The following is a 24,961-nucleotide window of genomic DNA, read 5'->3' as shown; positions in this document are numbered from 1 at the left end:
AACGTTGCCTTTCAAGCGGCGGAGAAACCGGCATCCAGTGCGGCCAGGATCGTGTTCGCTTCAGCCTCGCTCAGGATCAATGACGGCGACAGGATCAGGTTGGGGCCGGACACCCGCACCATGGCACCGCTTTGATAGGCGACCTCTTGCACGGTTGCGGCTGTGGCGGCGTCGATGGGCTTCTTCGTGTCCCGATCGCTGACCATCTCGATCGCGGTCATCAAACCGTGCCCCCCGCGCACGTCACCGATGATGTCATGCCTTTCCATCAACGCCTTGCAGCCCTCATATAGCTGCGTTCCCCGCGCCGCCGCGTTGTCGACCACGTTCAGGCGCTTGGTTTCTGCCAGACAGGCCAGGGCTGCCGCGGCCCCGACCGGGTGGCCGGAATAGGTATATCCATGGCCGATTTTGGCCGCTGGGTTGCCTTCGAAGACGTCAATCATCCGGTCCCCCAGCATGACGGCACCAAAGGGGAAGTAGCCGTTCGTGATCGCCTTGGCGGTGGCCATCATGTCGGGTTGAATGCCCCAAAGCCGCGCGCCCGACCAGGCACCGGTGCGCCCGAATGCGGTGATGACCTCGTCGGTGATCAACAAGATGCCATTGCGGTTGCAGATCTCCTGAACCATCGGCGCAAAGGACTTGTGGGGGGGGATGACACCGCCGGCCCCAAGGATCGGTTCCATGATCATCGCGGCAATCGTGTCGGCACCTTGGAACGCGATCTCATCCTCTAGGGCCTGAACGCAGAGATGCGCCAGCTTTTCAGGGTCTGTTTCATTGAACGGATTGCGATACGTATAGGGGGCAGGGATGTGGTAGCAACCGGGCAACAGCGGCTCATAGGCGGTGCGGAAATTGGCATTGCCGTTCACCGACGCGCCCCCCATGTGGGTGCCGTGATAACCCTTCTTCAGGCTGAGAAACTTGGTGCGCCCCGGTGCGCCCTTCAGCTTGTGGTACTGCCGCGCAAGGCGCAGCGCCGTTTCCACGGAATCCGATCCGCCCGAGGTAAAGAAGGCGCGGCTCAACCCGTCTGGCGCGAAGAATTCGCTCAACTCATAAGACAGCTCAATCACGGCGTCATTGGACGTGCCGCGGAACGTCGAGTAATAGGGCAGCTGGTCAAGCTGCGCTGCAATGGCATCCTTCACCGGCTGGCACGAATAACCCAGATTGACGTTCCAAAGTCCGCCGACACCATCGACAACAGTGTGGCCGTCGATATCGGTGATGTTCACGCCGTGCGATCCGGTGATGATCTTCGGGGGCTGGTCGATGGTGTCTTTGGGCGATGTCATCGGGTGCCACATCAAGCGGCCGTTATGTTCCTTCAGGAAGTTTGAGTCTTTCATGATGCGGATTCCGATCCCTAATGGTGTGCCTTGGACGATGCCCATGCTTTTTCGATTGCAGCAGGAATGACCCCGCCCCAGTTTTTCGTGATCTCACGGCTGGCCGTGATCAGTTCGGTTCTGATGATCTGTTCAAGTTCGGGCGTAGCGCGCGACGCGACGCTTGCGACGGTGACCGTCCCGCAAAGCTCTCTGGTTTGGTCAAAGATCGGGGCAGAGAGGCTTTGGATATCGGCCTCGAAATGCCCGTCGGAACGGCCAAACCCGGTTTCGCGCGCGTCATCAACGATGGCGCGCAACGTCTCGGGCGTGGTGGGGGTTGTTGCGGTATAGCGCTCGAGCGTGGCGCAGGCGGCATCGAACAGGTCGGCGGGCCCAAAAGCCACCGCGCAAAACCCTGATGCCGTCGCATGAAGCGGAAAGGTAGAGATGTCGATGATGGCGCGCGTGCTGTGTTTTGGCGATTCGCACGACAGCAATGCAAACAGGGTCGTTCCCGACAGAACAGAGACATGCGCCGTTTCACCTGTTTTATCGGCAAGCGCGTTTGCGACGGACCGTGCGCCCGCTTCGCGCGGTACGGTCGCCTCTCTCATGCGGCCCAGTTGCAGAACCGTTGGTCCAAGGCGGTAGCGCCGCGTCGCTAGATTTTGCTCAACAAACCCCGCCGCTTCCAAGACCTGTAGGTGCCTGTACGTCGTGGCTTTGTCGCGCTTGGCCAGTTTGCACATCTCTGACAGGCCGATCTCGGGCTGCGCGACAGAGAAGATCGACAACAGCTCCAGAGCTTTCGATGCTGATGACATTTCTGACCGCTCCTTTTGCCGGTTGAGAAAAAATTTGACACATGAAGCTGAACACGACAAGCTAATTTTAACAACAGTGGTTCAGAATATGAACCGATTTATGGGGAGACTTCAATGCCGACGTTAACAAAATCACTTTCAGCAATGGTGCTTGCGCTCGCGGCGATCGCGGGACCCGTCCATGCAGAATATCCCGAAGGTCCGGTGGAATTCGTTGTGCCGTGGCCTCCCGGTGATCTCGAAGATGTTCTGACGCGGATGATCGCCGAAGATTTCTCGGAGGCCTACGGCGTGCCGACGGCTGTGGTGAACCGTCCCGGCGGCGGCGGTGGGCCGTTTCCGGGCGCAATCGAAGTGGCGAATGCGCCCGCCGACGGCTACACCATCGGATCTTTCCTCATTGCGATCCCCGTGGTTGGCCCCCAGCTTGGCATTCCAGAACTGAACCCCGATCCCTTCGTGCCGCTCGGCAACTTTTTGACCTATCCGTTTGTGATCGCGGTAAGCGGCGACGCGCCTTACGACGATATGGCTGGTCTGGCGGCTTATGCGCAGGAAAACGATGTCGCCCTTGGCCACTTTGGTGCACCGCTGGTGCCAACGCAGGTGACGCTTGGCCTGGCCGCTGAAATGGACTTTTCCTATGCGTCCGACGCCGCGTTTGACGCGCTGGATTGCAACACGCTGGCATCGGGTGATGTGGACGTGATCAACACGACGCTCCAACTGATCTTGCCGTGTCTCGATGACGTTAATGTATTGGCATCCATCGGCGGCGAACGGATCAGCCTGACACCCGACACGCCAACAGTGGCAGAGCTGGCGCCTGATCTGGACGTGTCCTTGTGGAATGGTCTGTTCGTTCATGCGGACACGCCACAAGACGTACAGGATCGCATCAGCGCCGTCGCGGAACAGACCATGATGTCTGACCGCGCACAGGCGCTGGCCGCTGAGACAGGCGCCTTGGTCTATTGGCAACCAGCGGCCGAGGTCGTGACCCAGATCGAGGCAGACATCGCCACGATGGCAAATATCGAAGCCTTGCTGGCCGAATAAACCTCTTGTCGACGCAGGCCGGGCAGCCAAAGCTGTTGCCCGGCCGACTACTGCCAATCTAACGGACTCTTCCCATGTCGCGCGTCAAAACCCTACAACGTCTGTTCAAGCGCTACCGGCGTCCGGGCGACATCGTATTTGCCTGGTTTGCACTGTTGGTTTCTGTGTTTTTGCTATCGCAGATCATGAACCAGACCGCTTGGAGAAATGGCAATGCGCTGTTCGCTCAGCCCCGGTTTTGGCCCGCTGTGTCGCTTGGTGGCATGGCCGCTTTCTCGGCGCTGCATTTGCTGGGGTCGATGTGGTCAGAGCGTATTCAGGGACGCTGGCGCGAAGTCTTGCTTTGGGTCTGTGCGTTGGAATACGCCGTGTGGTTCATCGCCTACGCCGGTGCCGTGCCTTACGCCGGCTATCTGCTGACAACTCTGGTGTTTGCCGTCGCACTGACGTTTCGCGCTGGCTATCGCCGGCCGCGCACATTGATCGCGGCGGCCCTGTCGGCCGTGGTGATTGTGGTGCTGTTCAAAACGCTGCTGCAAGTGAACCTTCCTTCCGGTTTGATCTACCAAAGCCTTCCCGATGGGATGCGCCAGATCATGCTGACCTACTTCTGATCGGACCGTTTTGATGGAAAACATTCTTGCCGGCCTCGAAATGATTACCCGTTGGGACGTGCTGGTGGCCCTGCTGGTGGGGTCGATCGGCGGCGTCATCATCGGGGCCATCCCCGGCGTGGGCCCTGCCGTTGCCATTGCGATCTTGCTTCCCGCGACCTTCTCGCTTGATCCGATCGTGGGATTGACCGTGCTGTTGGGGATTTACGGCTCCAGCATGTATGGCGGCGCAATTCCTGCGGTTCTCATCAATACGCCGGGCACGGCTGTAAACGCATTGACGTCTTATGACGGCTACCCGATGACACAGAACGGAGAGGCGCACCGGGCCGTGTCTCTGGCCTATGCCGCGTCATTCTGGGGCGGTATTTTCGGGATCGGCTGCCTGATCCTGCTGTCCCCCGTGCTGGCGCTGGTCGCGCCGATGTTTGGCAGCCGCGAAATCTTTCTGGCCGCGCTTTTGGGCATCATCCTTGTGGTTCTTGCGCACCGGGGGCAGATCTTCGCGGCTGGGTTGCTGGCGATGTTTGGTATCTTTCTGCAAACCGTCGGGCTGGATGCCGTCACCTATACGCAGCGCTTCACCTTCGGGTATTCGTTCCTTAGCTCCGGGGTGAACCTGATCGTCGTGGTTCTGGGCCTGTTCGCGCTTAGTCAGGCGTTCTTCTTGCTGCTGCAACCCGACAGCAGCCCCGAGGCAAAGCCGGTCTCGGGCCGGATCGGGGCGGGGCTACGAGAGCTGATGAAGCACAAGCGCGTGGCCACTGTCGCATCGGCCTTTGGGGTGGTTCTGGGCATGATCCCGGGCACCGGTGAATTTACCGCACAATTCATGAGCTACACCTATGCTCAGAAGACCTCCAAGACGCCGGACCAATTCGGCAAAGGATCGCCCGAGGGGCTCGTCGCCTCGGAGGCTGCCAATAACGCGGTGCCCGCCGCCGCAATGATCCCGCTACTCGCCCTTGGTATTCCCGGCGAGGCGCTGACCGCGATGATGTTGTCGGTGTTCTATGTCCACAACGTCATTCCCGGCCCGCAATTGTTCCAAAACAACATCGACCTTGTTTACGGGCTGTATTTCGCGCTGATCGCGTTGAATGTCATCGTGATGGTCTTCTTGCTGTTTTCGACCAACATGCTGACGAAGATCATTCGCGTGCCGACGCGGTTCCTTGGCGTGATGATCCTGCTTCTGTCGTTTGTGGGCGTCTACTCGCTGCGCAATTCCCTGACCGATTGCATGATCGCGGCGGGGTTTGGTGTGCTGGGTCTGATCCTGAAGCGCCTGAACCTGCCCATCGTGCCGATCATCCTTGGCATGGTGCTTGGCGGCATCATGGAGGTGAAACTCCGCTCTGCGTTGCCCCGCCTCAACACTCCGTTCGACATGATCGAACGCCCGATAGCCTTCATCCTCTTTGCAATCATCGTCATCGTTCTGGTCCTGCATGTTCGCACCCTGATCAAGGAATCCCGCGCCCATCAGCCCGATGAAGATCACGATTTGCACGACAGCCAGACACGGTAGGACCAATGGACCAACATCAAATCGACACCCTGCGCGCGCTGCCCGTTCCCGCGTTCGCGCATCTGATTGACGGCAAGCACGTAGCCGCCAGCGATGGCGCGACGATGGACGTGATCTCGCCCATTGATGGGCAGGTTTTGACAACGACAGCCAAAGGCACGGCAAGAGATATGGAGGCCGCAATCGCATCGGCCCGCGCCGCGTTCGAGGATGGCCGTTGGGCGGGCCAGCCACCGGCGGCACGCAAAAAGGTCCTGATGAAATGGGCCGACCTGATCGAGGCCAACGCGCTGGAGCTTGCCGTATTAGGCGTGCAGGACAACGGCACCGAAATTTCCATGGCCCTAAAGGCAGAACCCGGATCGGCCGCCGCAACCATCCGCTATTACGCTGAGGCTCTGGATAAGATCTACGGCGAGATCGCGCCAACAGCCTCGGATATTCTGGGTCTGATCCACAAGGAACCCGTGGGCGTTGTCGGCGCGATCATCCCGTGGAATTTCCCACTGATGATCGGGGCCTGGAAGTTGGGACCCGCCCTTGCGATGGGTAATTCCGTCGTCCTGAAGCCCTCGGAGACCGCCTCGCTTTCGCTGATGCGCATGGCGGAACTGGCGTTAGAGGCAGGCTTGCCGCCGGGGGTGTTGAACGCGGTGACGGGCGAGGGCAGGGTCGTGGGCGAAACCCTCGGCCTTTCCATGGACGTCGATGTTCTGGCGTTCACCGGATCGGGGGCCACGGGGCGGCGGCTGATGGAATATGCGGCGCGCTCCAACATGAAGCGCGTGTATCTGGAGTTGGGTGGCAAATCCCCCAACATCATTTTCGCAGACGCCCCCAACCTTGATGAAGCCGCCACGGTCGCGGCCAGCGGAATTTTCCGCAACGCCGGCCAAGTCTGCGTCGCGGGATCGCGCCTGCTGGTCGAGGCAGCAATCCACGATGATTTCGTCGCAGCGGTGGCCAAGGCCGCAGAAGCCATGCGCGTGGGTGACCCGTTGCAAATGAACACTCAGATCGGTGCGGTGAACTCCGACATCCAGTTGCAGGCCAACCTTGGCTTTGTGGAAACGGCCAAGGCCGAGGGCGGGCAGATTATCACCGGTGGCGAGCGTATTCTGCAAGACACCGGCGGCTTTTACATGGCCCCCACCATCGTGACCGGCGTGACGCCTGACGCCACGTTGACCCAAAAAGAGGTCTTCGGCCCCGTCTTGGGTGTAACCTCGTTCGCCACCGAGGAGGAGGCCGTCCACCTTGCCAATGGCACCGTTTACGGGCTTGCGGGGGGGGTATGGACCTCCAACCTGTCTCGTGCGCATCGCATGGTTCGCGGCGTGCGAACCGGGGTGATGCATGTGAATACCTACGGCGGCGCGGACGGAACCGTGCCTTTGGGGGGCGTCGGTCAATCGGGCAATGGCGCCGACAAATCGCTGCACGCAATCGAGAAATACATCAATCTCAAAACCGCTTGGATCAAGCTGTAGGAGGCATCCATGGCCGCGCAAAATGCAGACAAGACGATCCTCGTCATCGGCACCTATGACACCAAGGACGACGAGCTGGGATTTCTGGCCCAGGTCATCCGCGATCAGGGCGGCAAGGTTGTCACCATGGATGTGTCGGTGCTTGGCGATCCGTCACGCCCCTGCGACCACTCTAAACATGATGTCGCGCGAGAGGGCGGAAGCTCAATCCAGGCCGCGATCGACAGCGGCGATGAAAACCACGCCATGCAGATCATGGCTCAGGGCGCAAGCCTTCTGGCCGCGCGGCTCTACACTCAGGGCGCCTTTGACGGCATGATCGTTCTGGGCGGGACGATGGGCACCGATCTGGCCCTTGATGTCGCGTCCGCCCTGCCATTGGGGGTGCCGAAATACATCGTGTCCACCGTGTCGTTCTCGCCCCTGATCCCGGCGGACCGGCTGGCGGCGGATACGCAGATGATCCTGTGGGCCGGGGGGCTATACGGGCTGAACTCCGTTTGCAAAGCGTCCCTTTCGCAGGCCGCAGGGGCGGTGCTCGGCGCGGCACGCGCTGTGCAGATGCCCGATCCCGACAAGCCCTTGATAGGTATGATGTCCCTTGGCACGTCGGCGCTTAAATATGTGGTGCCGTTGAAGCCCGCCTTGGAAGAGCGCGGGTTCGAAGTTGCGGTGTTCCATGCGACCGGCATGGGGGGGCGTGCGTTTGAAAGCCTCGCGGCGCAGGGGGCATTCGCCTGCGTGTTCGACTTCTGCACTCAGGAATTGGGCAATCACATCCATGGGTCAAATATATCTGCCGGGACGGACCGGCTTACGAACGCGGGCAAGAGCGGGACGCCGCAGATTGTGGCGCCGGGATGCTACGACTTGGTCGATGTCGTCGGCTGGAAGCCTATCGACGACAAGTGGCGCAACCACCTGAAACACGCGCACAATCGGTTGCTGACGTCAGTTGTCCTGAATGCAGAGGACTGCAAGCAGGTCGCGCGGGCCCATTCAAGACAATTGGCCACCGCAACAAGCCCTGTCGCCTTGATCCTGCCCGAACATGGTTTGGGCGAATGGGACCGCGAGGGGGCCGATTTGCACAACCCCGAAGGATTGGCCGCGTTCTTTGCAGAGCTTGAGGCCACATTACCGGAAACCGTGACCGCTCAGCGCATCGCTTGCCACATCAACGATGCCGCGTTTGCAGCAACGGCGCTGGAGATCTTCGACGGATGGTGCGCCGAAGGCATAGTGGCTTAGCGATAGGCGTTTTGAGAAGGCGACGTAGGATAACCAACCGTCATCCGGCAGCGCCGCTCTTGTGGCTGAACCCTCGGTCGGCACGCGGCGCTCCCGATGGGGGGCAGAACCTGTTCAGCGGCTCTTTGTGTTACACGGCTAAAGCGCGTTTATGCTTCGCCCACAAAATCGAAAAACATGCGTCGCCCCGGGGGCGGTCAATTGTGCCTCTTGCCGTTCCAGTTCCGAAATCGCGGCTGCCACACGCGCCCTTGTTCGCGGACGGACCCTCGAGCGATTGTTTATCACGCGGTCGACGGTCGCGGTGCTCAGTCCAGCCCGTCTGGCAACTTCCTTAAGTGGAACCGATGGGTCAGTGAGTTTTTTGCGAAGCCAATCAGGGAAAGTTACGACACAATGAAGCGCCGAACACTGGGAGCCATTCAATGAACGATCTTATCGACACAGACGCAGGATATTTTGATAGCGCAGCATGTGATTTGCACGCTTTCACTGCAATCATCGAGCAATCGGCGGACCCTTCAACCGTTCCCCACGCCCACGTGATCCAACACAATGTCCCCATTTATGACATGTCCCAATTGCGGCCCTCCCTGGAAGACAGAACAAAGCGCCGTTCAATCATGGCTGAATGGGCGCGGTCTCTGCGGTCTGGCGCCGGGGCTCTGGTTTTACGCAACGCCTATGCGGATACAGCCGCAATCGACGAAGCCACCGCGATCTTTGACAAGATCATCGCAGCAGAAAAACGGGCAAGCGGCGGCGGCGGCGACCATTTCGCGGCAGCCGGTTCAAATGACAGGATCTGGAACTCATTGCAGAAGCTATGCGAAGAAGCGCCGGAAGTATTCTTGCGCTATTTCGCCAATACATCCGTCGCTGCAGCGTGCGAGGCATGGCTTGGTCCAAACTATCAGATGACGGCGCAGATCAATCTGGTTCACCCCGGCGGCACGGCACAGCAAGCCCACAGAGACTATCACCTTGGATTTCAAACAGCTGAGGTTAGTGCAGAATACCCCGCCCATGTTCATGACCTTTCCCCTGCTTTGACGCTGCAAGGTGCCGTTGCCCATTGTGACATGCCCGTTGAAAGCGGCCCGACAAAGCTGCTGCCGTTCTCGCAACTCTACCGCGCTGGATATGCCGCGTGGCGCAGAGACGACTTCAGAGAGGTGTTCGAAAAGCGATGCATTCAACTGCCGCTTGCAAAAGGGGATGCCCTCTTTTTCAATCCCGCTCTTTTTCACGCGGCGGGCGCAAACACGAGCACCGATATCCACCGCATGGCAAACTTGTTGCAGGTGTCGTCAGCATTCGGGCGTGCCATGGAAACAGTAGATCGCGACAAGATGTGCAGATTGTTGTACCCCCACGCGCTTACCGCGCATCAGGAAAGCGCAGTCGCTGCGTCTGATCTGAAGGCTGCCATCGCTGCGTGCGCAGAAGGATATTCATTTCCGACCAACCTGGACCGCGATCCGCCGAAAGGCGGGCTTGCACCGGAGACCCAGCAAATGCTGTTTGTGCGCGCGCTGGCTGAGGGTCTCTCGCTTCGGGAATTTGAGGCGGCTCTCGATGTCATGCGCATTAAGCGACTTCCATGACATGGCCACCGCCACTCAGGCGGCGTGTGTTCTGCCCCTTGAGACACCGGGCGGCACATGCTCCGGCGAGGTCGCAAGATTGATCTCGCGGGGCGGGCAGGGGGCTCAGAAGTCAGTGAAAGCGGCCAAACCGGCTTGAAGACCATCCATCGAGATTACAAGCCCAACCCGTTGTCCGCCCGCCGTCACCGTGATGACGGCTCGCGTGCCACTGGCGACCAGTTGTAACTGTTGCGGGGTGAAGACCACGCGCGCCAGGCAACCACCGGGGCAGCGCACGTAATTCAGCTCGCCCACATAAAGGCCATCCACGGTGAGCCAAGGGCCTTCGGTCAGCAGAACGCTGTCGGGCACGATGACCGACATCAAGGTCTGCGTGTCGGAAAGCACCGAAATCTCGGTGCGCATGCGGATGTCACCGGTGGCGGGATCTGCATTGGCTTGCGAAAAGGTACACCGACCCTCGTCGGTGCACACCCGTTCCCAATCCCCGAATACGACAACGTTCTCAGCCTCTTGGGCGGGCGCAGGTGCGGCAAGGAGCAAGCCCAGGCCGATTAGCGCCGCAAGAGGGCCGCGCCGCTTAATTGCCAAAGGTCAGCCCAAGCCGCGCTGCGGTGCCGCCGGTACCGTTAGTCGCGGCGGAAATGCCCGTATTCATGAAAATCCGGTTATCGGCGAGGAAGTGAAAGCTACCCACGGCAAGCGCGGTAGCGCCCTCGTACGAACCAATGCCAATCGACACGAAATTGTCGCCCGTGCCGCGCGGGTTGAGTTGTAGCGCCGACATGGCCGATCCGATGGCGCCGACGGCGTTAATTTCGGACGAAAGCACATTCAAGCGGGCGGTATTGGCCGCGTTGGCGGCCTGAAACGCGCCGAAGTCCGCGGGCAGGCCCGAGATTGCGGCGTTCAACTGACCCAAGGTGACCGCATCGGTCGCGGCGACCCCATCGGCCACATTCGCGATCCGCAAGCCGCCCACATTCACTGTTCCTGCGGCCAGCGTGGCCCCCGCGCCGATGGCGACAGCATCGCCGGCAGCGCTGACGGCAAAGACATCCGTTCCCGAGTTTGCATTGCCGATGGCGAATGTGTTGGTCGTGTTGTTAACGCCCACGTCCCAATCGGTTGTCGGAAAACTGGCCGAACTGCTTGTGTCGGAAAACAGGATCGAGGGATCGGCGCCGTCCAGCACAAGGGTGTTGAAACCAAAGTCCATGTCCTCAACGCAATTTGCGCCGACACATGTGCTGCCGTTAACGATCAGGTCGTCCAGGATAACTTGGTCGGCTTGGGCGATCGAGCCTGCCAGTGGGAAAAGCGAGACTGTCAGGGCGAGAGTGTGTGAAAGCTTTGTCATGGTTTTACCAAACTATTCTGATTGAAAAGGCAGTTTGCGGCGCAGAGGCATCAGAGCCTGCAACGGAAAACTGGAAATGCGAGGTGTTGGACATCTGCCAAAGAACCCCCATGGCGGCGGCAGTTTCGCCCTCATAGGTGCCAAGGCCCAAAGACAGCGAAAGGGGCGCTTCTGCCCGTGGGTTAGGCTGCAGGGCACTCATCGCGGCTGTAGTGGCGGAAACGCCATTAAGACGCTCGGTCTCTGATTGGATGCGGCCGGTCAGGTCGGGCACCGGGTTTAGCACGTAACTGTTTAGCTGGCCCATGTTGATCGCATCGTCCGCCGCAACCGCGTCGGCGACACCTGTTACCCGTCGCAGCGAGGTGGCGTTGCCAACTGAAACGGCCCCTGCGACTTGTTCCGAGTCAATCCCAAGAGTCACCATATTGCCCGCGTCATTAAACGAAACCAGGCTGACGAAACCATCGGTAATCTGAGCACTAAAACCACCAGAAGGGGCCGTCGATGTTACCGGGGAACTTGCGGCGACACTAATAAAGTCTGAGCTGCCAATTCTTGTCCACGAGCCGGCCGGCAGAACCGCAGTTTGTCCGGGCGTATACGTCAACGTGCCGTCCGTTGCCGGAGACGAGATGAGTGAAAAGGAGCCGGGCGCGGTGTCCAAAGAAACATGGATAGAGCCGTCTGGCTGCTCTGCACTGGCTGGCGCTTCGAGAGAGATACCACCAGCAACTCGCGCTGGCGCGTCCGCCACCGATGTCAAAGGTCGGAACGCATCAATGCGAAACTCCTGTGCGCCATTATTGCGGGATTCATTGGCGGCCAATCGAAACTGCCCCGCCGCGCCAAAGGCGATCCGTAGGTTGTTTTCTGCCAGAATGAGTTCGTGAGGGCCAAATACCTGCCCATCATTGCAATCAAGACCGATGCACGCGCCGCCAATAACGATCAGATCATCGGCGATAACGGTATCAGCCGCAGCTGATCCGGCGGAGCAGACAGTCGCAATAACAGCAATTGCATGCGCCGCGACCTTTGTTTTTATGGTGTTCATGGTGCTCCCATGTGCATTCATGCACGAGCTTTAAGCGTGGCGTTGAAATTCCCTTAGGTTGATAAACAACAGATTTGCCCCGCGAAGGCAGGATTCTTTTGATCTGATGTTGAGTTTTGAAAAGGTGTGGCAGAAGTGCGCCAGCGGCTTGCGTCTGACGCGGCGCAGCGACGGCTGGTCGCCTCTTTGACGGGCAATCGGCAGGTGCCATCCCGGCAATCACCCCCTAAGCCAGATCGCCACTGGTCATTCCCGTGGCTTTTGCGCAATCTGCCCCATATGCACCACAAGCCGGAGACGACCATGGGCCATCCCCTTTCCCTTTGCCGCACCTTGCACCAGGCGATCTTATGACGCGCGTTGTGTCCATTGGCGAATGTATGGTGGAGATGGCCCCCGGCGAGGTGGACGCGACCTTTGAACGCTCCTTTGCTGGCGACACCTTCAATACCGCTTGGTATCTGGCGCAGCTGGCGCCGGGGTGGCAGGTGGATTTTCTGACCTCTGTTGGCAGCGATAGCATCTCGGATGAATTCGTGGATTTCGCGGCGAAAGCGGGGGTGGGCACGCAGCATATCGCGCGCCATCCCAAGCTTGGCATGGGACTTTATCAGATCGAGCTGACCGACGGCGAACGTTCCTTCCACTATTGGCGCGATACCTCTGCGGCGCGGACCTTGGCCCAGGACGAAGCCGTTTTGATCAAGGCGCTGCAAGGGGCCGATATCGTGTTTTTCAGCGGCATCACCTTGGCAATCCTGACGGAAGAGGAACGCGAAGTCCTGTTTGACGCGATCTCGGAAGCGCAGGCGGACGGGGCGCTGGTGGTCTTTGATCCCAACATTCGCCCCCACCTTTGGGATGATCCCGAAGACATGCGGGCCGCGATCATGGAAGCGGCGCTCAGCTCTGAAATCATCCTGCCGTCCTTCGATGAAGAGGCCGCGCAATTCGGCGACGCGGACCCCAAAGCCACCGTGGCCCGCTACCTTTCGGCGGGCGCGACCAGCGTTGTGGTCAAGAACGGCGGTGGAGCGGTCCAGTATTCCTGCGGCGGAGAGGTCGGCGCCCATAGCCCCGATCCGGTGGCGCAATTGGTGGATACCACGGCCGCAGGGGACGGATTCAACGCGGGCTTTCTGGCCAGCCTGATTGCAGGCAACACGCCCGCGGATGCGGTGGCGGCGGCATGCAGGGTCTCGGCCAAGGTCATCCAATCGCGCGGCGCGTTGGTGGGCGGCGTGGGCTAGGGCTGCTTGATGTTTCGGTTCATCCACTCCTCTGACCTGCACCTCGATAAATCCTTCGGAACCTTCCCCGAAGACGTGCGCGTGCGCCTGCGCCAGGCGCGGCTAGAGGCGCTGACAACCTTGGCCGAAAGCGCCCGTGCGTCCGGCGCGACACACGTGCTTCTGGCCGGTGACACCTTCGACAAGATGACCCCGACGCCCAAAGCCATCCGCGATGCGTTGAACGCCATGGGGGCGGCCCGCGATATCTCGTGGATGGTTTTACCCGGCAACCACGACCACGCCAACGCGACCGAGCTTTGGCGCACCTTCACCGCCGATGCGCCGCCAAATGTCACAGCGTTGCTGCGCCCCGAACCTGTCGCCCTGTCGGAAACCGTGACCCTGCTTCCCGCCCCCCCGTCCGAGCGGCACCCGGGCCGCGATCTGACCGAATGGTTCGATAGCGCCGAAACCGGTGACGCCCTGCGCATCGGGCTGGCCCATGGCTCCATCCGGGGTTTTTCGTCCGAGGACGGCGGCGCTTCTGTCTTGTCGGCGGACCGTGCGCGGGATGCGGGGCTGGCCTATCTGGGGCTTGGGGATTGGCATGGTCAGTTGCAAGTGTCTGAGAAGACATGGTATTCCGGTGCGCCCGAGGCCGATAGCTTCAAGCACGACACCACGCCTTCCGCGCTATTGGTAGAGGTGGACGGGCAAAGCACTCGGGTCACGCCGCAACCAACAGCGCGGCTGCATTGGCACAAGACCGAGGTTGAACTGACCGGAGAGGAAACGGCCCTGACCTTGCCGGAAGAGGGACGCGCCCATACGTTAATGTCGTTAACCCTTACCGGGCGGGCTCGGCCGGCCCTGCGCCAGCGGATGGAAGCGGACATCGCCCATGCCACGCCGGACTTCCTGTGGATGGAAGCGCACCTCGATGCCTTGGGGATGATCCACGACACTTCGGATTTGGATCAGATCGACCGTCAAGGGGCGTTGCGGGCTGCCGCCGATACTTTGGTGGCAGAGGCGGAAGACGACGCCCTGTCCCCGCAAGACCGCGCCACCGCGCGTGCCGCCCTGTCGTATCTGTTTTCCTACGCGCTGGAGGCCTGACATGCGCCTGCGTTCTCTCACCCTCAGCAACGTACGTAAATTTGCCGGTAAACGCGCCGAAATCACCGGGATCGGCGACGGGATCACCGTGGTGTCCGAGGCCAATGAATTCGGCAAATCGACCTTCTTCGACGCCCTTCACGCCCTGTTTTTCGAGAAGTACAGCTCTGCCGCGAAGCCGGTCAAAAGCCTGCAACCCTACGCCAAAGGGGCGGTAGAAATCGCCGCCGAGATCGAAACAGATGAAGGCATTTTCCGGGTCGAGAAGTCGTTCCTGCAACGCAAATCCGCCCGCATTCTGCGCCTGCCAAGCGGCGCCCTGATCGCCCAGGATGATGAGGCCGAACGCTGGATCGCGACAGCATTGGGATCAGACAAGAACGGCCCGGCGGGGTTGCTGTGGGTGCGCCAAGGGGCCATTGGATTGGACGCGGACACCAAGGACGAAACCGCTAAGCAGTTGGAAACGCGCCGCGATTTGCTGTCTTCTGTGAGTGGAGAGATCGACGCCATGACCGGTGGTCGCCGCATGGACCGGGTGATGAAGCGCGTAGCGGAGGAGTTGAAACCTTTGGTAACCGGCACAGGCCGGCCCACGGGTCCCTGGCGGGCGCTGCAATCGGAAATCACCGAGATGGAAGGCGAGTTAACCACGCTCGACGCGCAGATCGACAAGCTGTCCCAGGCGCTGAGCGACCGCAAACAGGCGGAAGAGACGTTGGCGCAATTGGATCGGCCCGAAGCCCGCGCTCACCGGGTAGCAAGTTTGGCCAAGGCGGAAACTGCTCTGGCCAAGGCAAAGGCGCACGCGGGGCAAGTGGAACGCGCCGCGCAAGATCACCGACTGGCCCAGATCGAAGCGGACGCCGCGCGCAAGGCTCTGGATGATTTCCTCGGCGCGATTGACCGCGTGGCCCGAGCGGAAAAAACCGCGGCAGACGCGGCCGACGCCCGCGCCAACGCACAAGAAAACGCCCAACGGCAGGAGGCCGCGGTTCGGGCGGCGCAAGAAGCCAAGACGACGACCGCCACCGCCGTCACCCATGCCCGCGCCATGCAGGAAGCCGCCCGCAAACAGGTCCAAGCCCGGGCCGCCAAGATCCGCGCCAAAGCCCTGTCGGAGCAGATGCAACAGATTGAAAAGGCGCAAAAATCCCGTGACGCAGCGCGGGCGAAAGTGGCCGCCTCAATGGCCACGGAAAACTGGTTAACGCAGCTGGAAGCCGCCCACGCCGCCGCCGCCACGCAAGCGGCCGCCGTGTCGGCGCAGGCCGTGACGGTGCATTTTGACTACTCCAGTGACGCGCGGGCGTCCCGCGACGGGGCCCCCTTGCCGGGCGATGAGAGGGTCGCGCTGACCCGCTCCACGCAGATCGACCTTCCGGGGATTGGGGCGATGCATGTGCAGGTGCCCGAAAGCGGACAGGAAGCGGTGTTAACCTTAAAACACTTGCAAGCGCGGCTTGATCAGATGCTCGCGGACGCGGCGGTTTCATCCATTCGCCAAGCCCGCGAACGCGCGGCGGAACATGCGAAATGGGTGCAGGAAGCAGCAACAGCGGACACGATTCTGCGCACCCTGGCCCCCAACGGGACAGACCCCCTTCGGGCCGAGATTTCCGCCGCAGAACTCGCCGCGAAAGACGCCGATGATGCGCCGTTAACCGATCAGGACACCTTGGATCAGGCCTTGGCACAGGCCCAAACCGACGACGACGCCGCGCAGGTTGCCATGACGCGGGCCGAGGCGAATTTTGCCACCGCGAGAGAGGGCGCCATTCGCGCTCAGGCCGATCACCAGAACGCGCAAACCGCCCTGGAGGCGGCCCTTGCGGCGGCCGGTGACGGCGAGGCGCGCGACCTCCAGCGGGCCGAATTGATCCGGGTGGACGCGCAAAGGGTTCAAGCCCTTGAAAGTAAAGCCGAAGCCCTGAAGACGCTGCGGGCCGGGGCACCGGATTTAGCCACCGCGCAGGCGGAATTCACCCGGGCGCAGAACGCGGTTCAGGCGGCCCGCGATCAGGTGCAGAAATTGCAGGTGCGCGTGGCCTCGCTATCGGCAGAAATTCACGCCCTGTCGGAATCCGGGATTGAGGAAACCCGCGATACCCTGGCAGGACAGCTAGAAGCCGCGCGGGACCAAGAGGCGCGTATTGCCGGTAAGGTGGCCGCATTGACCCGCCTGAAAGAGGCGCTGGAAGCGGAAAGAACCGCCGCGCGAGATACCTACTTCGGCCCGGTCCAGGCAGAATTGGCGCCGCTTCTGTCGATCGTCTATGACGAGGCGGGCTTGCAGTTTGACACCGACAACTTGTTGCCTGCCGGACTGACCCGTGCCGAAACCGAGGAACGCCTGGACAATCTTTCCGGCGGCACGCAGGAGCAGATCGCGATCCTGACGCGGCTGGCCTTCGCGCGGCTGTTCCAAGGGCAGGGGCGGCACATGCCGATCGTGCTGGATGACGCGTTGGTCTACTCGGACGACGCACGGATCGTGAAGATGTTTACGGCGTTAACCCGTGTGGCGCAGGATCAGCAAATCCTTGTTTTCACGTGCAGAACCATGGCTTTCATGGAGTTGGGCGGCACCCGCCCCGAGGTGGCAATCAGCGCGGTCTAGAGCTTGGGCGGCACGGTATCCTTTCGTGAATTGCCAACCATGCAAGGACCATGAGAAAGTTTGAAAACCCAAGGAAAGGGCCCACGATGTCGGTAAAGGATTACAGCGACGCGACGCAGATCAGGGCGGCAATCCGGGACGGATCGTTTGGCGGCCATACCTCGGGCATGGCGCCGGGGAAATTGCAGTGCAATCTGGCGATTTTACCGGCGGCGCACGCGCTCGACTTTCTGCGGTTTTGCCAGCGCAACCCAAAGCCTTGCCCCGTGGTCGGGGTAAGCGAGACAGGCGATCCGATGTTGCCAACCCTCGGCCATGATATCGACATTCGCACCGACGTGCCCCGCTACCGGGTGTTCCGCGACGGGGCGCTGAGCGAGGAGGTTAACGACATTAAGACCCTGTGGCGCGATGATTTGGTGACCGTCGCGCTCGGATGTTCCTTCACCTTCGAGAACGCGTTTTTGCGGGCCGGTATCCCCGTGCGCCATATCGAGGACGGGGTGAATGTGCCGATGTTTCGCACCAACATACCGCTGGTTCCGGCGGGGCCGTTCCGGGGCAATATGGTTGTGACGATGCGCCCGATCCCGGAAAATCTGGTGGAAAAAGCCTTTGAAATCAGTGCAGGTTTTCCCCAAGCCCACGGCGCACCGATTGGCAGGGGCGATCCGGCGGCACTTGGCATTCGCGACCTTTCGGCCCCCGACTACGGCGATGCGGTTCAGGTCAGGCCCGGTGAAGTGCCTGTCTATTGGGCCTGCGGGGTCACGCCGCAAAATGTGCTGCTGACGGCGAAATTGCCCCTGTGCATCACCCATGCGCCCGGTCACATGCTGATTGCCGATGTGGCCGAGGATGCGGAAACGCCGATATTCAGAGCTTAGGCAAGCCTGCGTCAATCCATGTTGCGGATCACGCGCATGGTTTGAAACTCCTCCTGCTCGGGCTCTGCGGCCAGAAGTGTGGGCTGCATTCGGTTTTGTTGCGCGTAGGTATGCGCCTCCAACCGGCCGAGTTCGCGCTTCACCAGTTCGACCTGGAACAGCAGCCGATCCTTGGATTCGCGCAGGTGGGTCATTGCGTCTTCCAGCTCGTGGACATTGTCCTCGGCAAATCCGCCCGCCTCATCGACGGTTACGATGTTGAGGGCGGGCATCAAGACCCAATCCAGCGCGTCGCGGTAGACCTTGGAGGTCAGCGTATCCATCGGGTAGGCAAAGGTATCATCGTTCAACAAGGTGCGGTGGGGATTGCCGGCAAAGGCCGCGAAACGCACCAGCGCCCGAGAGGGCTTGTCGCTGTGTTTCGAGAAAATGACCCGCAGTTGCTGAACGGACAGACCGGGCAGGGTGAGGTCAAAATCCGGGTTCGAATAGACGCCGTTGGTTTCAGAGAAGTTGCTCAGGATCGGGGTAAGCGCCTCCACCAGTTCGTGGCAGAACACCTCGGAAATCGGCCGTTCCTCCACAAAGGAGATGCGGTGACGAAGATCCTGCTTGGTGACGACCACAGCCACAGCAATCCACGGCTCGGAAGGAGCCGCGTGGGATAGCGTTATGGATAGCCCTTCCGCAAATTTGGTTGCCGGAGCCATGGGAACCTCCGTATTCCGTATTTGAAGAAATTTTTAGCGTTCATTCCTTAAGATAACCTTAACGCGCGCCCGTTTGGGCGAGGTTCCTACGGATCTTCGGGGTGGATGTGGCCGAAGATATGGGTCACGTGGCCGTTGGCGTCGGTAACCGTCGCGCCCTGCGCGGTGCAGGTCAGCAACCGCCCATCCCGGCAAACAATACGGGCCGGGCAGCGGAAGTCTTCCCCCGTCACATGGGCTGCATCCCAGAGCGCTTGAACCTTGGCGCGGTCCCCGTGGTGCACCAAGTCCGAGAGGCTGTGAAACACCGGCGCATCGGCGGGGTTGGTATAGCCTAACAGCGCATAGATATTTGGACTCCAGTGGGATTTTTCGTCAGCAACATCAAAGGAGTAGAAGGACAGGTCCTGGCTGTCGTGCATGCGTTCCATTTGCTGGATCAGGGCTGTTTTCCGGGTCTCCTCGCTTACGTCTCGGAAGATCCCGATAAGGCGCGACGGGGTGCCGTCTTCGTCCTCGATCCGTTGGCCTACGGCGTCGACGATGACAGTCTTGCCCTGCACGTTGATCAGGCGGAGGGTGAAGTGGAATGGCGCACCGGTTTCGATGCAATTGTTAACGGCTTTGGCCACGGTTGCCCGATCGTCGGGGTGATAGAAGTCGATGCCGTTTTCCAGCAGTGGCAACGGGTCGTCAGCGCCTATGCCGTGGATCTTGCGCACCTCCTCGGACCAGAACAGGCGTTTGGTTTTCAGGTCCACCTGCCAATGTCCGATGTTGCCAAGGCGCTGAATCAGATCCACCGCCGTCCCGGTCGACATATCTTCCACCACGGACGCCACCACCCCCGTCACATCGCCAGCTTGGTTGCGAAATGGGGCGACGTGGAGTTGTCTGGCGGTGCTGCCGTCGTAAAACACCACATGGCGTTCTTCGCGGAATTTGAAGACGTCATTGCAGATGGACGCCAACGACGTCATCTCAACGGGGAGGGAGCATTGGGACAGGTGAACGCCGGTGGCGGGCAATTCGCCGATGTTGAAATGTACCAACGCGTCATGGGAGGCCCGGCGCACGATCAGGGCTTGGTCGATCACCAGAACGGGGAAGGGGACGACCTCCAGGGTGGCGGCCAGTTCTGTGGAGACGCGCTGCAACTCCGATGAGTTTACCTGAAGCTCCTCGTTGACGGTGATGAGTTCTTCGTTGGTCGATTGCAGTTCCTCGTTCGAGGTTTCAAGCTCCTCATTGGTGGCTTGGAGTTCCTCATTCGTGGATTGCATTTCCTCGTTGATGGATTGCAGTTCCTCGTTGGTGGTCTGCAGCTGCTCCACGGTTTGCTGCAACGCTTCGCGGGTCTGCGCGACCTCCACTTCCATCTGGTGGATGTACGCTTGTTGGTCGTTTTCGCCAAATTCCTCAGTAGGTTGTGGAATTTGATCTTTCAAGCGGGTTTCCAGGGCCACCAGCAAGTGATCCTCTCCCGACTCACTGTCGGAGTTGGCGGGCAGTGGGTAGCAGACAGAGCGCGCCTGATTGAAACCGGGCCCCTCGATATCGTGCCAACGCCCGTCGCGCCGTGTCTGGGTTTTGGACGCCGTGGCGATCAGTCCCTGAATTTCATCGGCCAAGGGTTTGCGCAGGTTACGAATGCCGATCCAAAGGGGGGCGTTTTCGGACAGTCGTGTCAGATGCGAGATATCCCCGAAAACCCGGACCATCTCGCCGTTTTGGGTTATGACGAAACCATTGGGGGCCACGGCACGGGCCAGCGTGTTGAACATGCCCGTTTCCAAAGGGGCGCGGTGCAGGCTGCGGTCGGCACGATTGGCGATCTGCGGCGGCGCTTTGCGGCCATAGGTGCTTGTGCCGGTTTCAAACCGCGGCGGGTTAGCCGACGTGATGCGACGCTTCGCAAAAACCTTGTCGGCTCCGGATTTGGTCTCGAACAGGGTTTCCATGTTGCCAACGGTTTCCGACGTGCCCAGAAACAACATGCCCGCCGAGTTCAAAGCATAGTGGATACGGTGCAAGACGCGGCTTTGCAGGGCGGCATTGAAGTAGATCATCACATTGCGGATCGAGACCAAATCCACGTTCAGAAAAGGGGGATCGTGGAAGATGTTGTGCATCGAAAACAACGTGACCGTGCGAAGTTCCGGCACCACCTCGATCCGCCCATCGGACACCGTAAAGTACTTGTCCAGCAGGTCTCGGGGGATGTCGGCGGCGGCGGTGATCGGGTAGCTGCCGCTGCGCGCCACTTCGATCGCGCGGTCGTCGATATCGGTGGCAAATATCTGCACGCGCGACCGTTTGAGGTGCTTCAAGCCGCCCAAGGCTTCAGCCAGAATAATGGCGATCGAATAGGCTTCTTCGCCGGTGGCACAGCCCGCCACCCAAAGCCTGATTTGGCCCAGGTCCTTGTTCTTCACCATCCGTTCGAATTGCTCGCGCAGCTGGTCGAACTGGCAGCTATCGCGGAAGAAGCGCGTCACGGAAATCAGCAGGTCGCGGTAGAGCGCCTCCACCTCTTCGCCGGAGGTTCGGCAATAGGCGACATAGTTGTCGTAATCGTCGATATCCAGCGCGGCCATGCGGCGGTTGATGCGGCGCGCGACGGTATTCTCCTTGTAGTCGCGGAAATCGACGTTGGTGCGGGCCAGAAGGATGTGGAACAGGTCCGACATCTTGCTGGGGCGGTCGTTCAGACGGCGCAGTTGGTCAAAGTCGCGGGGACTGGCGAGGATCTTGGATAGGTGAACGCCAATCTGTTGCGGTGACAGGGTCAGGTCGATGCAGCCGGTCTCCGTCGCGGCTTGGGGCATGCCGTCGTATTTGGCGGTGGCCAGGTCCTGGGCGATTGTTATGCCGCCGGCCTCGCGGATGGCTTGCACGCCGTAGCTGCCATCGCTGCCGGTGCCAGAAAGCACCACACCAACGCAATGCTCGCCTGCATCCTTGGCCAAAGACTTGAACAACCGATCCGCCGACGGTTTCGGAGAGGCCGGATGCCCCGCCGGGTCCACAAGGCGCAACTTGCCGTCTTCAAGGATCACATCGGTGTTGGGGGGCGTGATAAAGATCGTGCGTGCCGTGGGGGTGGCGCCGTCGGTCAGCTCTACCACGGGCAGGGGCGTCTCCCGAGAGATCAGCGTCGTCAGCAAGCTCTTGTGGGTCGGCGACATATGCTGCGCCAGAATGTAGACGGCGTTCACGTCCGGCGACAGGTTCTGCGCTAGGGTCGAGACAGCCTCAAGCCCGCCCGCCGATGATCCGATACCGACGAAAAACGGCGGCTCCTCCAGCGATGTCTCAGGCGCACTTTTTGGCTCGTTTTTGTCGGTCACACCCTGTCTCCCCCAATCGTCGTGGAGGAGAATATTCACAATGCCTTCGGCATCAGCAACAGCCGCAAGCGGCCGCAGGGGCTAAGGATTAGTTGTCAGGTGCTTTTGCACTCGGGCGGCTTAAGACTGTGGCGCAATTGCACTGCCCAAGTAGGGCAATGCTTCAAAGGTTAACGCGACTCAAAGGTTAACGTCCCGGTCAGCCTCTGCGGGCCCATCGCGGTCATCTCCACGATCAATGCACCCTCGGCACCGGGGGCGAAGGCGACCCCTTGGCCATCGGCCGAGGACAGGTCAACGCGCGTGTCGGTCAAAGAGCCCGTCACATCCATCTGCGCATCATCGGTGCCGGAAAAGACGACGTTGCCACTGGCATTGGTGCCGCTGACGGCAACCTGCCATTGCCCTTGGAACCGGCCTTGCACCGTGGCGCACCCAAGGGTGCCGCCCCAATCGCTCTGCGTGGCCGAGGCCGCATCAAGGGTGCAGCGGATACGCAAACGCGCGCCGTCGGGCGCCGTCAGGCGGGCGTTGGTGCGCCATTCACCGGAAAGCCAGGCCGGAATGTCGGCAAGAGCCGGCGCGGCGGGAAGGGCGGTAGCCATAGCTACGAGTAGGGCAAGAGTTGGACGCATCACGTCTCCTTTCGTCTGACCAAGCGGATCAGCGCCGGTAGGAACCAAAGCGCTGCGACCAAGGCCATCCATAGCGCCGATATGACGAAAACGCCAAACTGCGGCATCGAAGCGGTCGCACTCAGCAAAGTTGCGCCGAAACCCAGGGTCATGATCAGGGTCGAGGCCACCATCGGCGGGCCAGCGTGGCCCAATGCCTCCCCCAAACGGGTCCCGCGGGGGCCCTTGGAGCGTTTCCAACGGTTGAGGTAGTGAATGGTGTTATCCACGGCGATGCCGAACGCGACGGTCAGGGCAATCGCCGCCGTCATCGTCATGCCACGCCCCGATAGGTACAATACGCCCTCAATCGCCATCATGGGCAAGGCGCTGACGGCGGTGGCCAGCACCGCCAGAATGATTGTGCGCTGCGACAGGGCCACGACCAGCGTGATCGCCGCCAAGGCGATATAGAACGAGGACCGCATCGCATCGACGGTTTCGGGCACCACTTCATGGGCCAGAAGCGATTGCCCGGCCAGCCGTGCCGTATCGGATAGTCCGGCGTCTTCAATCCCGCTACGCAAGCGGTCCAGTTCGGCGCCGAAGCGCTCAGGCCCATTGCCGAGAGGGACCAGAACCGGCAAGGCGACGGCCAGGTCATCGCTGGCGCGGAAACGCTCGGGCACCAAGGGGGCCTCGTCTCCGACGGCAACGTCCGGCCCGCTCAGGGCAAGGGCCGCGGCCGCCGCGATCCGGGGGGCATCGTCCGCCGACAAACCCGGTTCACCATCGGTGTCCTCTACCACCACAAACAGGCTTGCCGATCCAAGCCCCTCATCCTCCATGAAGATCAGGTCGTGGCCCAGGGGGCTGTCGTCGCGAATATGCTCCGACAAGGAGAAATCTGTATCGGTGCTGTTCACGCCGGGGATCAGGCCCACCACCACGGCCAAGGCCAAAACTGCCATCAGGCGTGGGTGGCGCAAGCCGCTTTGGGCCGGGGCCATGACCATCGAAAACCCGGCGGGGTGGTTGATCTCGCCGCGAATGAACAGCCGGCTGAGGAGCGGAAACAAAAGGTAGACCGAGGCGAAACCGCTGAACACCGCCACAGGCCCCCACACCGCCAAGCCCCACAGGGCATCGCTTCCCGCGAACCCAAAGCTCGCCAATGCCAAAGCCGAGGTGAGAGAGGTCATGAAGGCGGCGGGCATCACGTTGCGCACGGCCTTCTCCAGGCCGCCTTCCTCTCTCGACGCATAAAAGAGGTGCAAAGTATCCGCGAACGCAAGAACCATGACCAACATCGGCAACGTCGCAAGCCACGGGTCCAGCGCGTGGCCTGCCCACCCCAGAAACCCCATGAACCACAACACGCCGCAAATCGCCGGGGCGGCGCAGACCAGAACCGCCCGGACCGAGCGCAGGATAATCGCCCCCACGATGATGCAGATCAGAACCGCCACGGGCGTCACAAGGGTCTGGTCGCGCAACAGGTTGGCCGAGATCTGGCGCTCCACTTCCGCTTGGCCCACGGCTGCCACATCCAAGGGGGCCGCGTCGGCAATCAACTGGGGCAGCATGGTGGCAATATCGCCCGGTTGCGCGTCAGGCACCGAGATCACATGCAGCAACGCCGCGTCGCGGGCGCTGCTGACAAGGGCGCTGGCGGCGGGGCCAGAGCCGATGAAGCTGGCAAAACGGTCCTCCAACGGGGCGCTATCATCGGCCAGGATCAACGGCGTGCTGGTGCCTTCGGCGGGCAGGGAGAACAGGCTGACGACCTCGGCCACGCCATCGGTGAACTGTAGATCAAGGATCAGGTTCTCTAACGCTTCAAACGCGGCGGGGTCGGCAAGGTCGGGGGCGCGAACAAGCATCGCCTCATCGGCGGCGCCAAGATGGAACCGATTTTGGAACGCCTCATAGGCCAGATAGCCATCGCTGTTGCCCGATAGCGCACTGATAACATCGGATTCGACCTGCAAGGACCGAATGCCCCAAACCGACAGCAACGTGATTGCCAATGCCAGCAGCCCCTTCAACCAACGCCCGGCGCTGATCCCTCGTGCAACTGTTGTGTCCGTCATTAGCATCGCCTGTATTGATCTCGGCACCATGGGAGGCGCTCGTTTATTCGTAGCCGCAATTCGTTGCTCAACCGTTGTTCAAGGCAGGCGGTCAGCGGGTTGTATAAACCTTTGACCTATTATGACAGTTTTGACAAACCTCCTTGCGCCATGTCGCGGCGGCAAATGTTCCCCGACGATGGGATGGCGGTGGGGCTTTG

At 60.8% G+C, this 24,961-nt stretch carries 20 protein-coding genes; 10 read left to right on the top strand and 10 right to left on the bottom strand.

Annotated elements, in window-relative coordinates:
- Positions 1-11: 11 nt before the first annotated feature.
- Together AADW23_RS14685 and AADW23_RS14680 are read right to left on the bottom strand one after the other, a co-directional pair.
- A complete protein-coding gene (locus AADW23_RS14685; RefSeq protein WP_341861687.1) occupies positions 12-1,358 on the bottom strand; it encodes an aspartate aminotransferase family protein in 1,347 nt (448 codons plus the stop codon).
- A 17-nt stretch (positions 1,359-1,375) separates the two neighbouring features.
- Positions 1,376-2,164: an IclR family transcriptional regulator gene (locus AADW23_RS14680; RefSeq protein WP_341861686.1), complete on the bottom strand. Its 789-nt coding sequence runs from the start codon at positions 2,162-2,164 to the stop codon at positions 1,376-1,378.
- Between the two features lie 144 nt (positions 2,165-2,308).
- Between AADW23_RS14680 and AADW23_RS14675 the strand changes: the two genes are divergently transcribed.
- From AADW23_RS14675 to AADW23_RS14655, 5 genes are all read left to right on the top strand, one after another.
- Positions 2,309-3,223 carry a tripartite tricarboxylate transporter substrate-binding protein gene (locus tag AADW23_RS14675; protein WP_341864339.1) on the top strand — a complete coding sequence of 305 codons (915 nt, stop codon included), beginning with the start codon at positions 2,309-2,311 and terminating at the stop codon, positions 3,221-3,223.
- 74 nt (positions 3,224-3,297) lie between these two features.
- On the top strand, positions 3,298-3,837 hold the full coding sequence (locus tag AADW23_RS14670; protein WP_341861685.1) for a tripartite tricarboxylate transporter TctB family protein: 540 nt from the start codon (positions 3,298-3,300) through the stop codon (positions 3,835-3,837).
- A 13-nt stretch (positions 3,838-3,850) separates the two neighbouring features.
- Complete coding sequence (locus AADW23_RS14665) at positions 3,851-5,368, top strand: tripartite tricarboxylate transporter permease (protein ID WP_341861684.1); 1,518 nt, start codon at positions 3,851-3,853, stop codon at positions 5,366-5,368.
- Positions 5,369-5,373: 5 nt separating this feature from the next.
- Positions 5,374-6,858 (top strand): aldehyde dehydrogenase, encoded by a 1,485-nt coding sequence (locus AADW23_RS14660; RefSeq protein ID WP_341861683.1) that lies wholly within the window; start codon positions 5,374-5,376, stop codon positions 6,856-6,858.
- 9 nt (positions 6,859-6,867) lie between these two features.
- On the top strand, positions 6,868-8,109 hold the full coding sequence (locus tag AADW23_RS14655; protein WP_341861682.1) for a Tm-1-like ATP-binding domain-containing protein: 1,242 nt from the start codon (positions 6,868-6,870) through the stop codon (positions 8,107-8,109).
- 138 nt (positions 8,110-8,247) lie between these two features.
- Here the strand turns inward: AADW23_RS14655 and AADW23_RS14650 are convergent, their stop codons facing one another.
- Positions 8,248-8,397, bottom strand: a complete 150-nt coding sequence (locus tag AADW23_RS14650) for a hypothetical protein (protein WP_341864338.1) — start codon at positions 8,395-8,397, stop codon at positions 8,248-8,250.
- Between the two features lie 137 nt (positions 8,398-8,534).
- Here AADW23_RS14650 and AADW23_RS14645 point away from each other — a divergent pair, with 137 nt between their 5' ends.
- Complete coding sequence (locus AADW23_RS14645) at positions 8,535-9,716, top strand: phytanoyl-CoA dioxygenase family protein (RefSeq protein ID WP_341861681.1); 1,182 nt, start codon at positions 8,535-8,537, stop codon at positions 9,714-9,716.
- Positions 9,717-9,821: 105 nt separating this feature from the next.
- Here the strand turns inward: AADW23_RS14645 and AADW23_RS14640 are convergent, their stop codons facing one another.
- The 3 genes from AADW23_RS14640 to AADW23_RS14630 are packed head-to-tail and all read right to left on the bottom strand — an operon-like array spanning position 9,822 to position 12,136.
- Positions 9,822-10,310, bottom strand: a complete 489-nt coding sequence (locus AADW23_RS14640) for an invasion associated locus B family protein (protein ID WP_341861680.1) — start codon at positions 10,308-10,310, stop codon at positions 9,822-9,824.
- Positions 10,300-11,079: a YadA-like family protein gene (locus AADW23_RS14635; protein ID WP_341861679.1), complete on the bottom strand. Its 780-nt coding sequence runs from the start codon at positions 11,077-11,079 to the stop codon at positions 10,300-10,302. Before AADW23_RS14635 ends, AADW23_RS14640 begins: the two co-directional genes overlap by 11 nt.
- A gap of 4 nt (positions 11,080-11,083) precedes the next feature.
- Entirely contained in the window at positions 11,084-12,136 is a 1,053-nt protein-coding gene (locus AADW23_RS14630) for a YadA C-terminal domain-containing protein (protein ID WP_341861678.1), read from the bottom strand.
- A 350-nt stretch (positions 12,137-12,486) separates the two neighbouring features.
- Between AADW23_RS14630 and AADW23_RS14625 the strand changes: the two genes are divergently transcribed.
- The 4 genes from AADW23_RS14625 to AADW23_RS14610 all read left to right on the top strand — a co-directional run bounded on the left by AADW23_RS14625 (position 12,487) and on the right by AADW23_RS14610 (position 17,994).
- A complete protein-coding gene (locus AADW23_RS14625; protein ID WP_341861677.1) occupies positions 12,487-13,386 on the top strand; it encodes a sugar kinase in 900 nt (299 codons plus the stop codon).
- 9 nt (positions 13,387-13,395) lie between these two features.
- The gene (locus tag AADW23_RS14620; RefSeq protein WP_341861676.1) at positions 13,396-14,487 is read left to right on the top strand and encodes a metallophosphoesterase; all 1,092 of its coding nucleotides are present in this window, start codon (positions 13,396-13,398) and stop codon (positions 14,485-14,487) included.
- A gap of 1 nt (position 14,488) precedes the next feature.
- Positions 14,489-17,107, top strand: coding sequence for an AAA family ATPase (locus AADW23_RS14615; RefSeq protein WP_341861675.1), 2,619 nt, complete (start codon positions 14,489-14,491; stop codon positions 17,105-17,107).
- Positions 17,108-17,193: 86 nt separating this feature from the next.
- Positions 17,194-17,994: a putative hydro-lyase gene (locus tag AADW23_RS14610; protein WP_341861674.1), complete on the top strand. Its 801-nt coding sequence runs from the start codon at positions 17,194-17,196 to the stop codon at positions 17,992-17,994.
- An 11-nt stretch (positions 17,995-18,005) separates the two neighbouring features.
- Here AADW23_RS14610 and AADW23_RS14605 read toward each other — a convergent pair whose 3' ends face one another.
- The 4 genes from AADW23_RS14605 to AADW23_RS14590 all read right to left on the bottom strand — a co-directional run bounded on the left by AADW23_RS14605 (position 18,006) and on the right by AADW23_RS14590 (position 24,761).
- Complete coding sequence (locus tag AADW23_RS14605) at positions 18,006-18,704, bottom strand: hypothetical protein (RefSeq protein ID WP_341861673.1); 699 nt, start codon at positions 18,702-18,704, stop codon at positions 18,006-18,008.
- An 86-nt stretch (positions 18,705-18,790) separates the two neighbouring features.
- Complete coding sequence (locus AADW23_RS14600; protein WP_341861672.1) at positions 18,791-22,054, bottom strand: chemotaxis protein CheB; 3,264 nt, start codon at positions 22,052-22,054, stop codon at positions 18,791-18,793.
- A 170-nt stretch (positions 22,055-22,224) separates the two neighbouring features.
- A complete protein-coding gene (locus AADW23_RS14595; protein WP_341861671.1) occupies positions 22,225-22,689 on the bottom strand; it encodes a hypothetical protein in 465 nt (154 codons plus the stop codon).
- Positions 22,689-24,761, bottom strand: a complete 2,073-nt coding sequence (locus AADW23_RS14590; RefSeq protein WP_341861670.1) for an MMPL family transporter — start codon at positions 24,759-24,761, stop codon at positions 22,689-22,691. The genes AADW23_RS14595 and AADW23_RS14590 overlap by 1 nt, the downstream gene beginning before the upstream one ends.
- Positions 24,762-24,961 lie beyond the last annotated feature (200 nt).

The sequence above is a fragment of the Gymnodinialimonas sp. 57CJ19 genome, assembly GCF_038396845.1.
GTDB lineage: Bacteria > Pseudomonadota > Alphaproteobacteria > Rhodobacterales > Rhodobacteraceae > Gymnodinialimonas.
Note: the sequence above shows the minus strand (reverse complement) of the source record. Positions and strands in the feature narration are given on the sequence as shown.

What these genes read in the sequence shown, in the direction of transcription:
- AADW23_RS14685 (WP_341861687.1), bottom strand. Translation starts at nt 1,358, where the DNA reads ATGAAAGACTCAAACTTCCTGAAGGAACATAACGGCCGCTTGATGTGG.
- AADW23_RS14680 (WP_341861686.1), bottom strand. Translation starts at nt 2,164, where the DNA reads ATGTCATCAGCATCGAAAGCTCTGGAGCTGTTGTCGATCTTCTCTGTC.
- AADW23_RS14675 (WP_341864339.1), top strand. Translation starts at nt 2,309, where the DNA reads ATGGTGCTTGCGCTCGCGGCGATCGCGGGACCCGTCCATGCAGAATAT.
- AADW23_RS14670 (WP_341861685.1), top strand. Translation starts at nt 3,298, where the DNA reads ATGTCGCGCGTCAAAACCCTACAACGTCTGTTCAAGCGCTACCGGCGT.
- AADW23_RS14665 (WP_341861684.1), top strand. Translation starts at nt 3,851, where the DNA reads ATGGAAAACATTCTTGCCGGCCTCGAAATGATTACCCGTTGGGACGTG.
- AADW23_RS14660 (WP_341861683.1), top strand. Translation starts at nt 5,374, where the DNA reads ATGGACCAACATCAAATCGACACCCTGCGCGCGCTGCCCGTTCCCGCG.
- AADW23_RS14655 (WP_341861682.1), top strand. Translation starts at nt 6,868, where the DNA reads ATGGCCGCGCAAAATGCAGACAAGACGATCCTCGTCATCGGCACCTAT.
- AADW23_RS14645 (WP_341861681.1), top strand. Translation starts at nt 8,535, where the DNA reads ATGAACGATCTTATCGACACAGACGCAGGATATTTTGATAGCGCAGCA.
- AADW23_RS14635 (WP_341861679.1), bottom strand. Translation starts at nt 11,079, where the DNA reads ATGACAAAGCTTTCACACACTCTCGCCCTGACAGTCTCGCTTTTCCCA.
- AADW23_RS14630 (WP_341861678.1), bottom strand. Translation starts at nt 12,136, where the DNA reads ATGAACACCATAAAAACAAAGGTCGCGGCGCATGCAATTGCTGTTATT.
- AADW23_RS14625 (WP_341861677.1), top strand. Translation starts at nt 12,487, where the DNA reads ATGACGCGCGTTGTGTCCATTGGCGAATGTATGGTGGAGATGGCCCCC.
- AADW23_RS14620 (WP_341861676.1), top strand. Translation starts at nt 13,396, where the DNA reads ATGTTTCGGTTCATCCACTCCTCTGACCTGCACCTCGATAAATCCTTC.
- AADW23_RS14615 (WP_341861675.1), top strand. Translation starts at nt 14,489, where the DNA reads ATGCGCCTGCGTTCTCTCACCCTCAGCAACGTACGTAAATTTGCCGGT.
- AADW23_RS14610 (WP_341861674.1), top strand. Translation starts at nt 17,194, where the DNA reads ATGTCGGTAAAGGATTACAGCGACGCGACGCAGATCAGGGCGGCAATC.
- AADW23_RS14605 (WP_341861673.1), bottom strand. Translation starts at nt 18,704, where the DNA reads ATGGCTCCGGCAACCAAATTTGCGGAAGGGCTATCCATAACGCTATCC.
- AADW23_RS14595 (WP_341861671.1), bottom strand. Translation starts at nt 22,689, where the DNA reads ATGCGTCCAACTCTTGCCCTACTCGTAGCTATGGCTACCGCCCTTCCC.
- AADW23_RS14590 (WP_341861670.1), bottom strand. Translation starts at nt 24,761, where the DNA reads ATGACGGACACAACAGTTGCACGAGGGATCAGCGCCGGGCGTTGGTTG.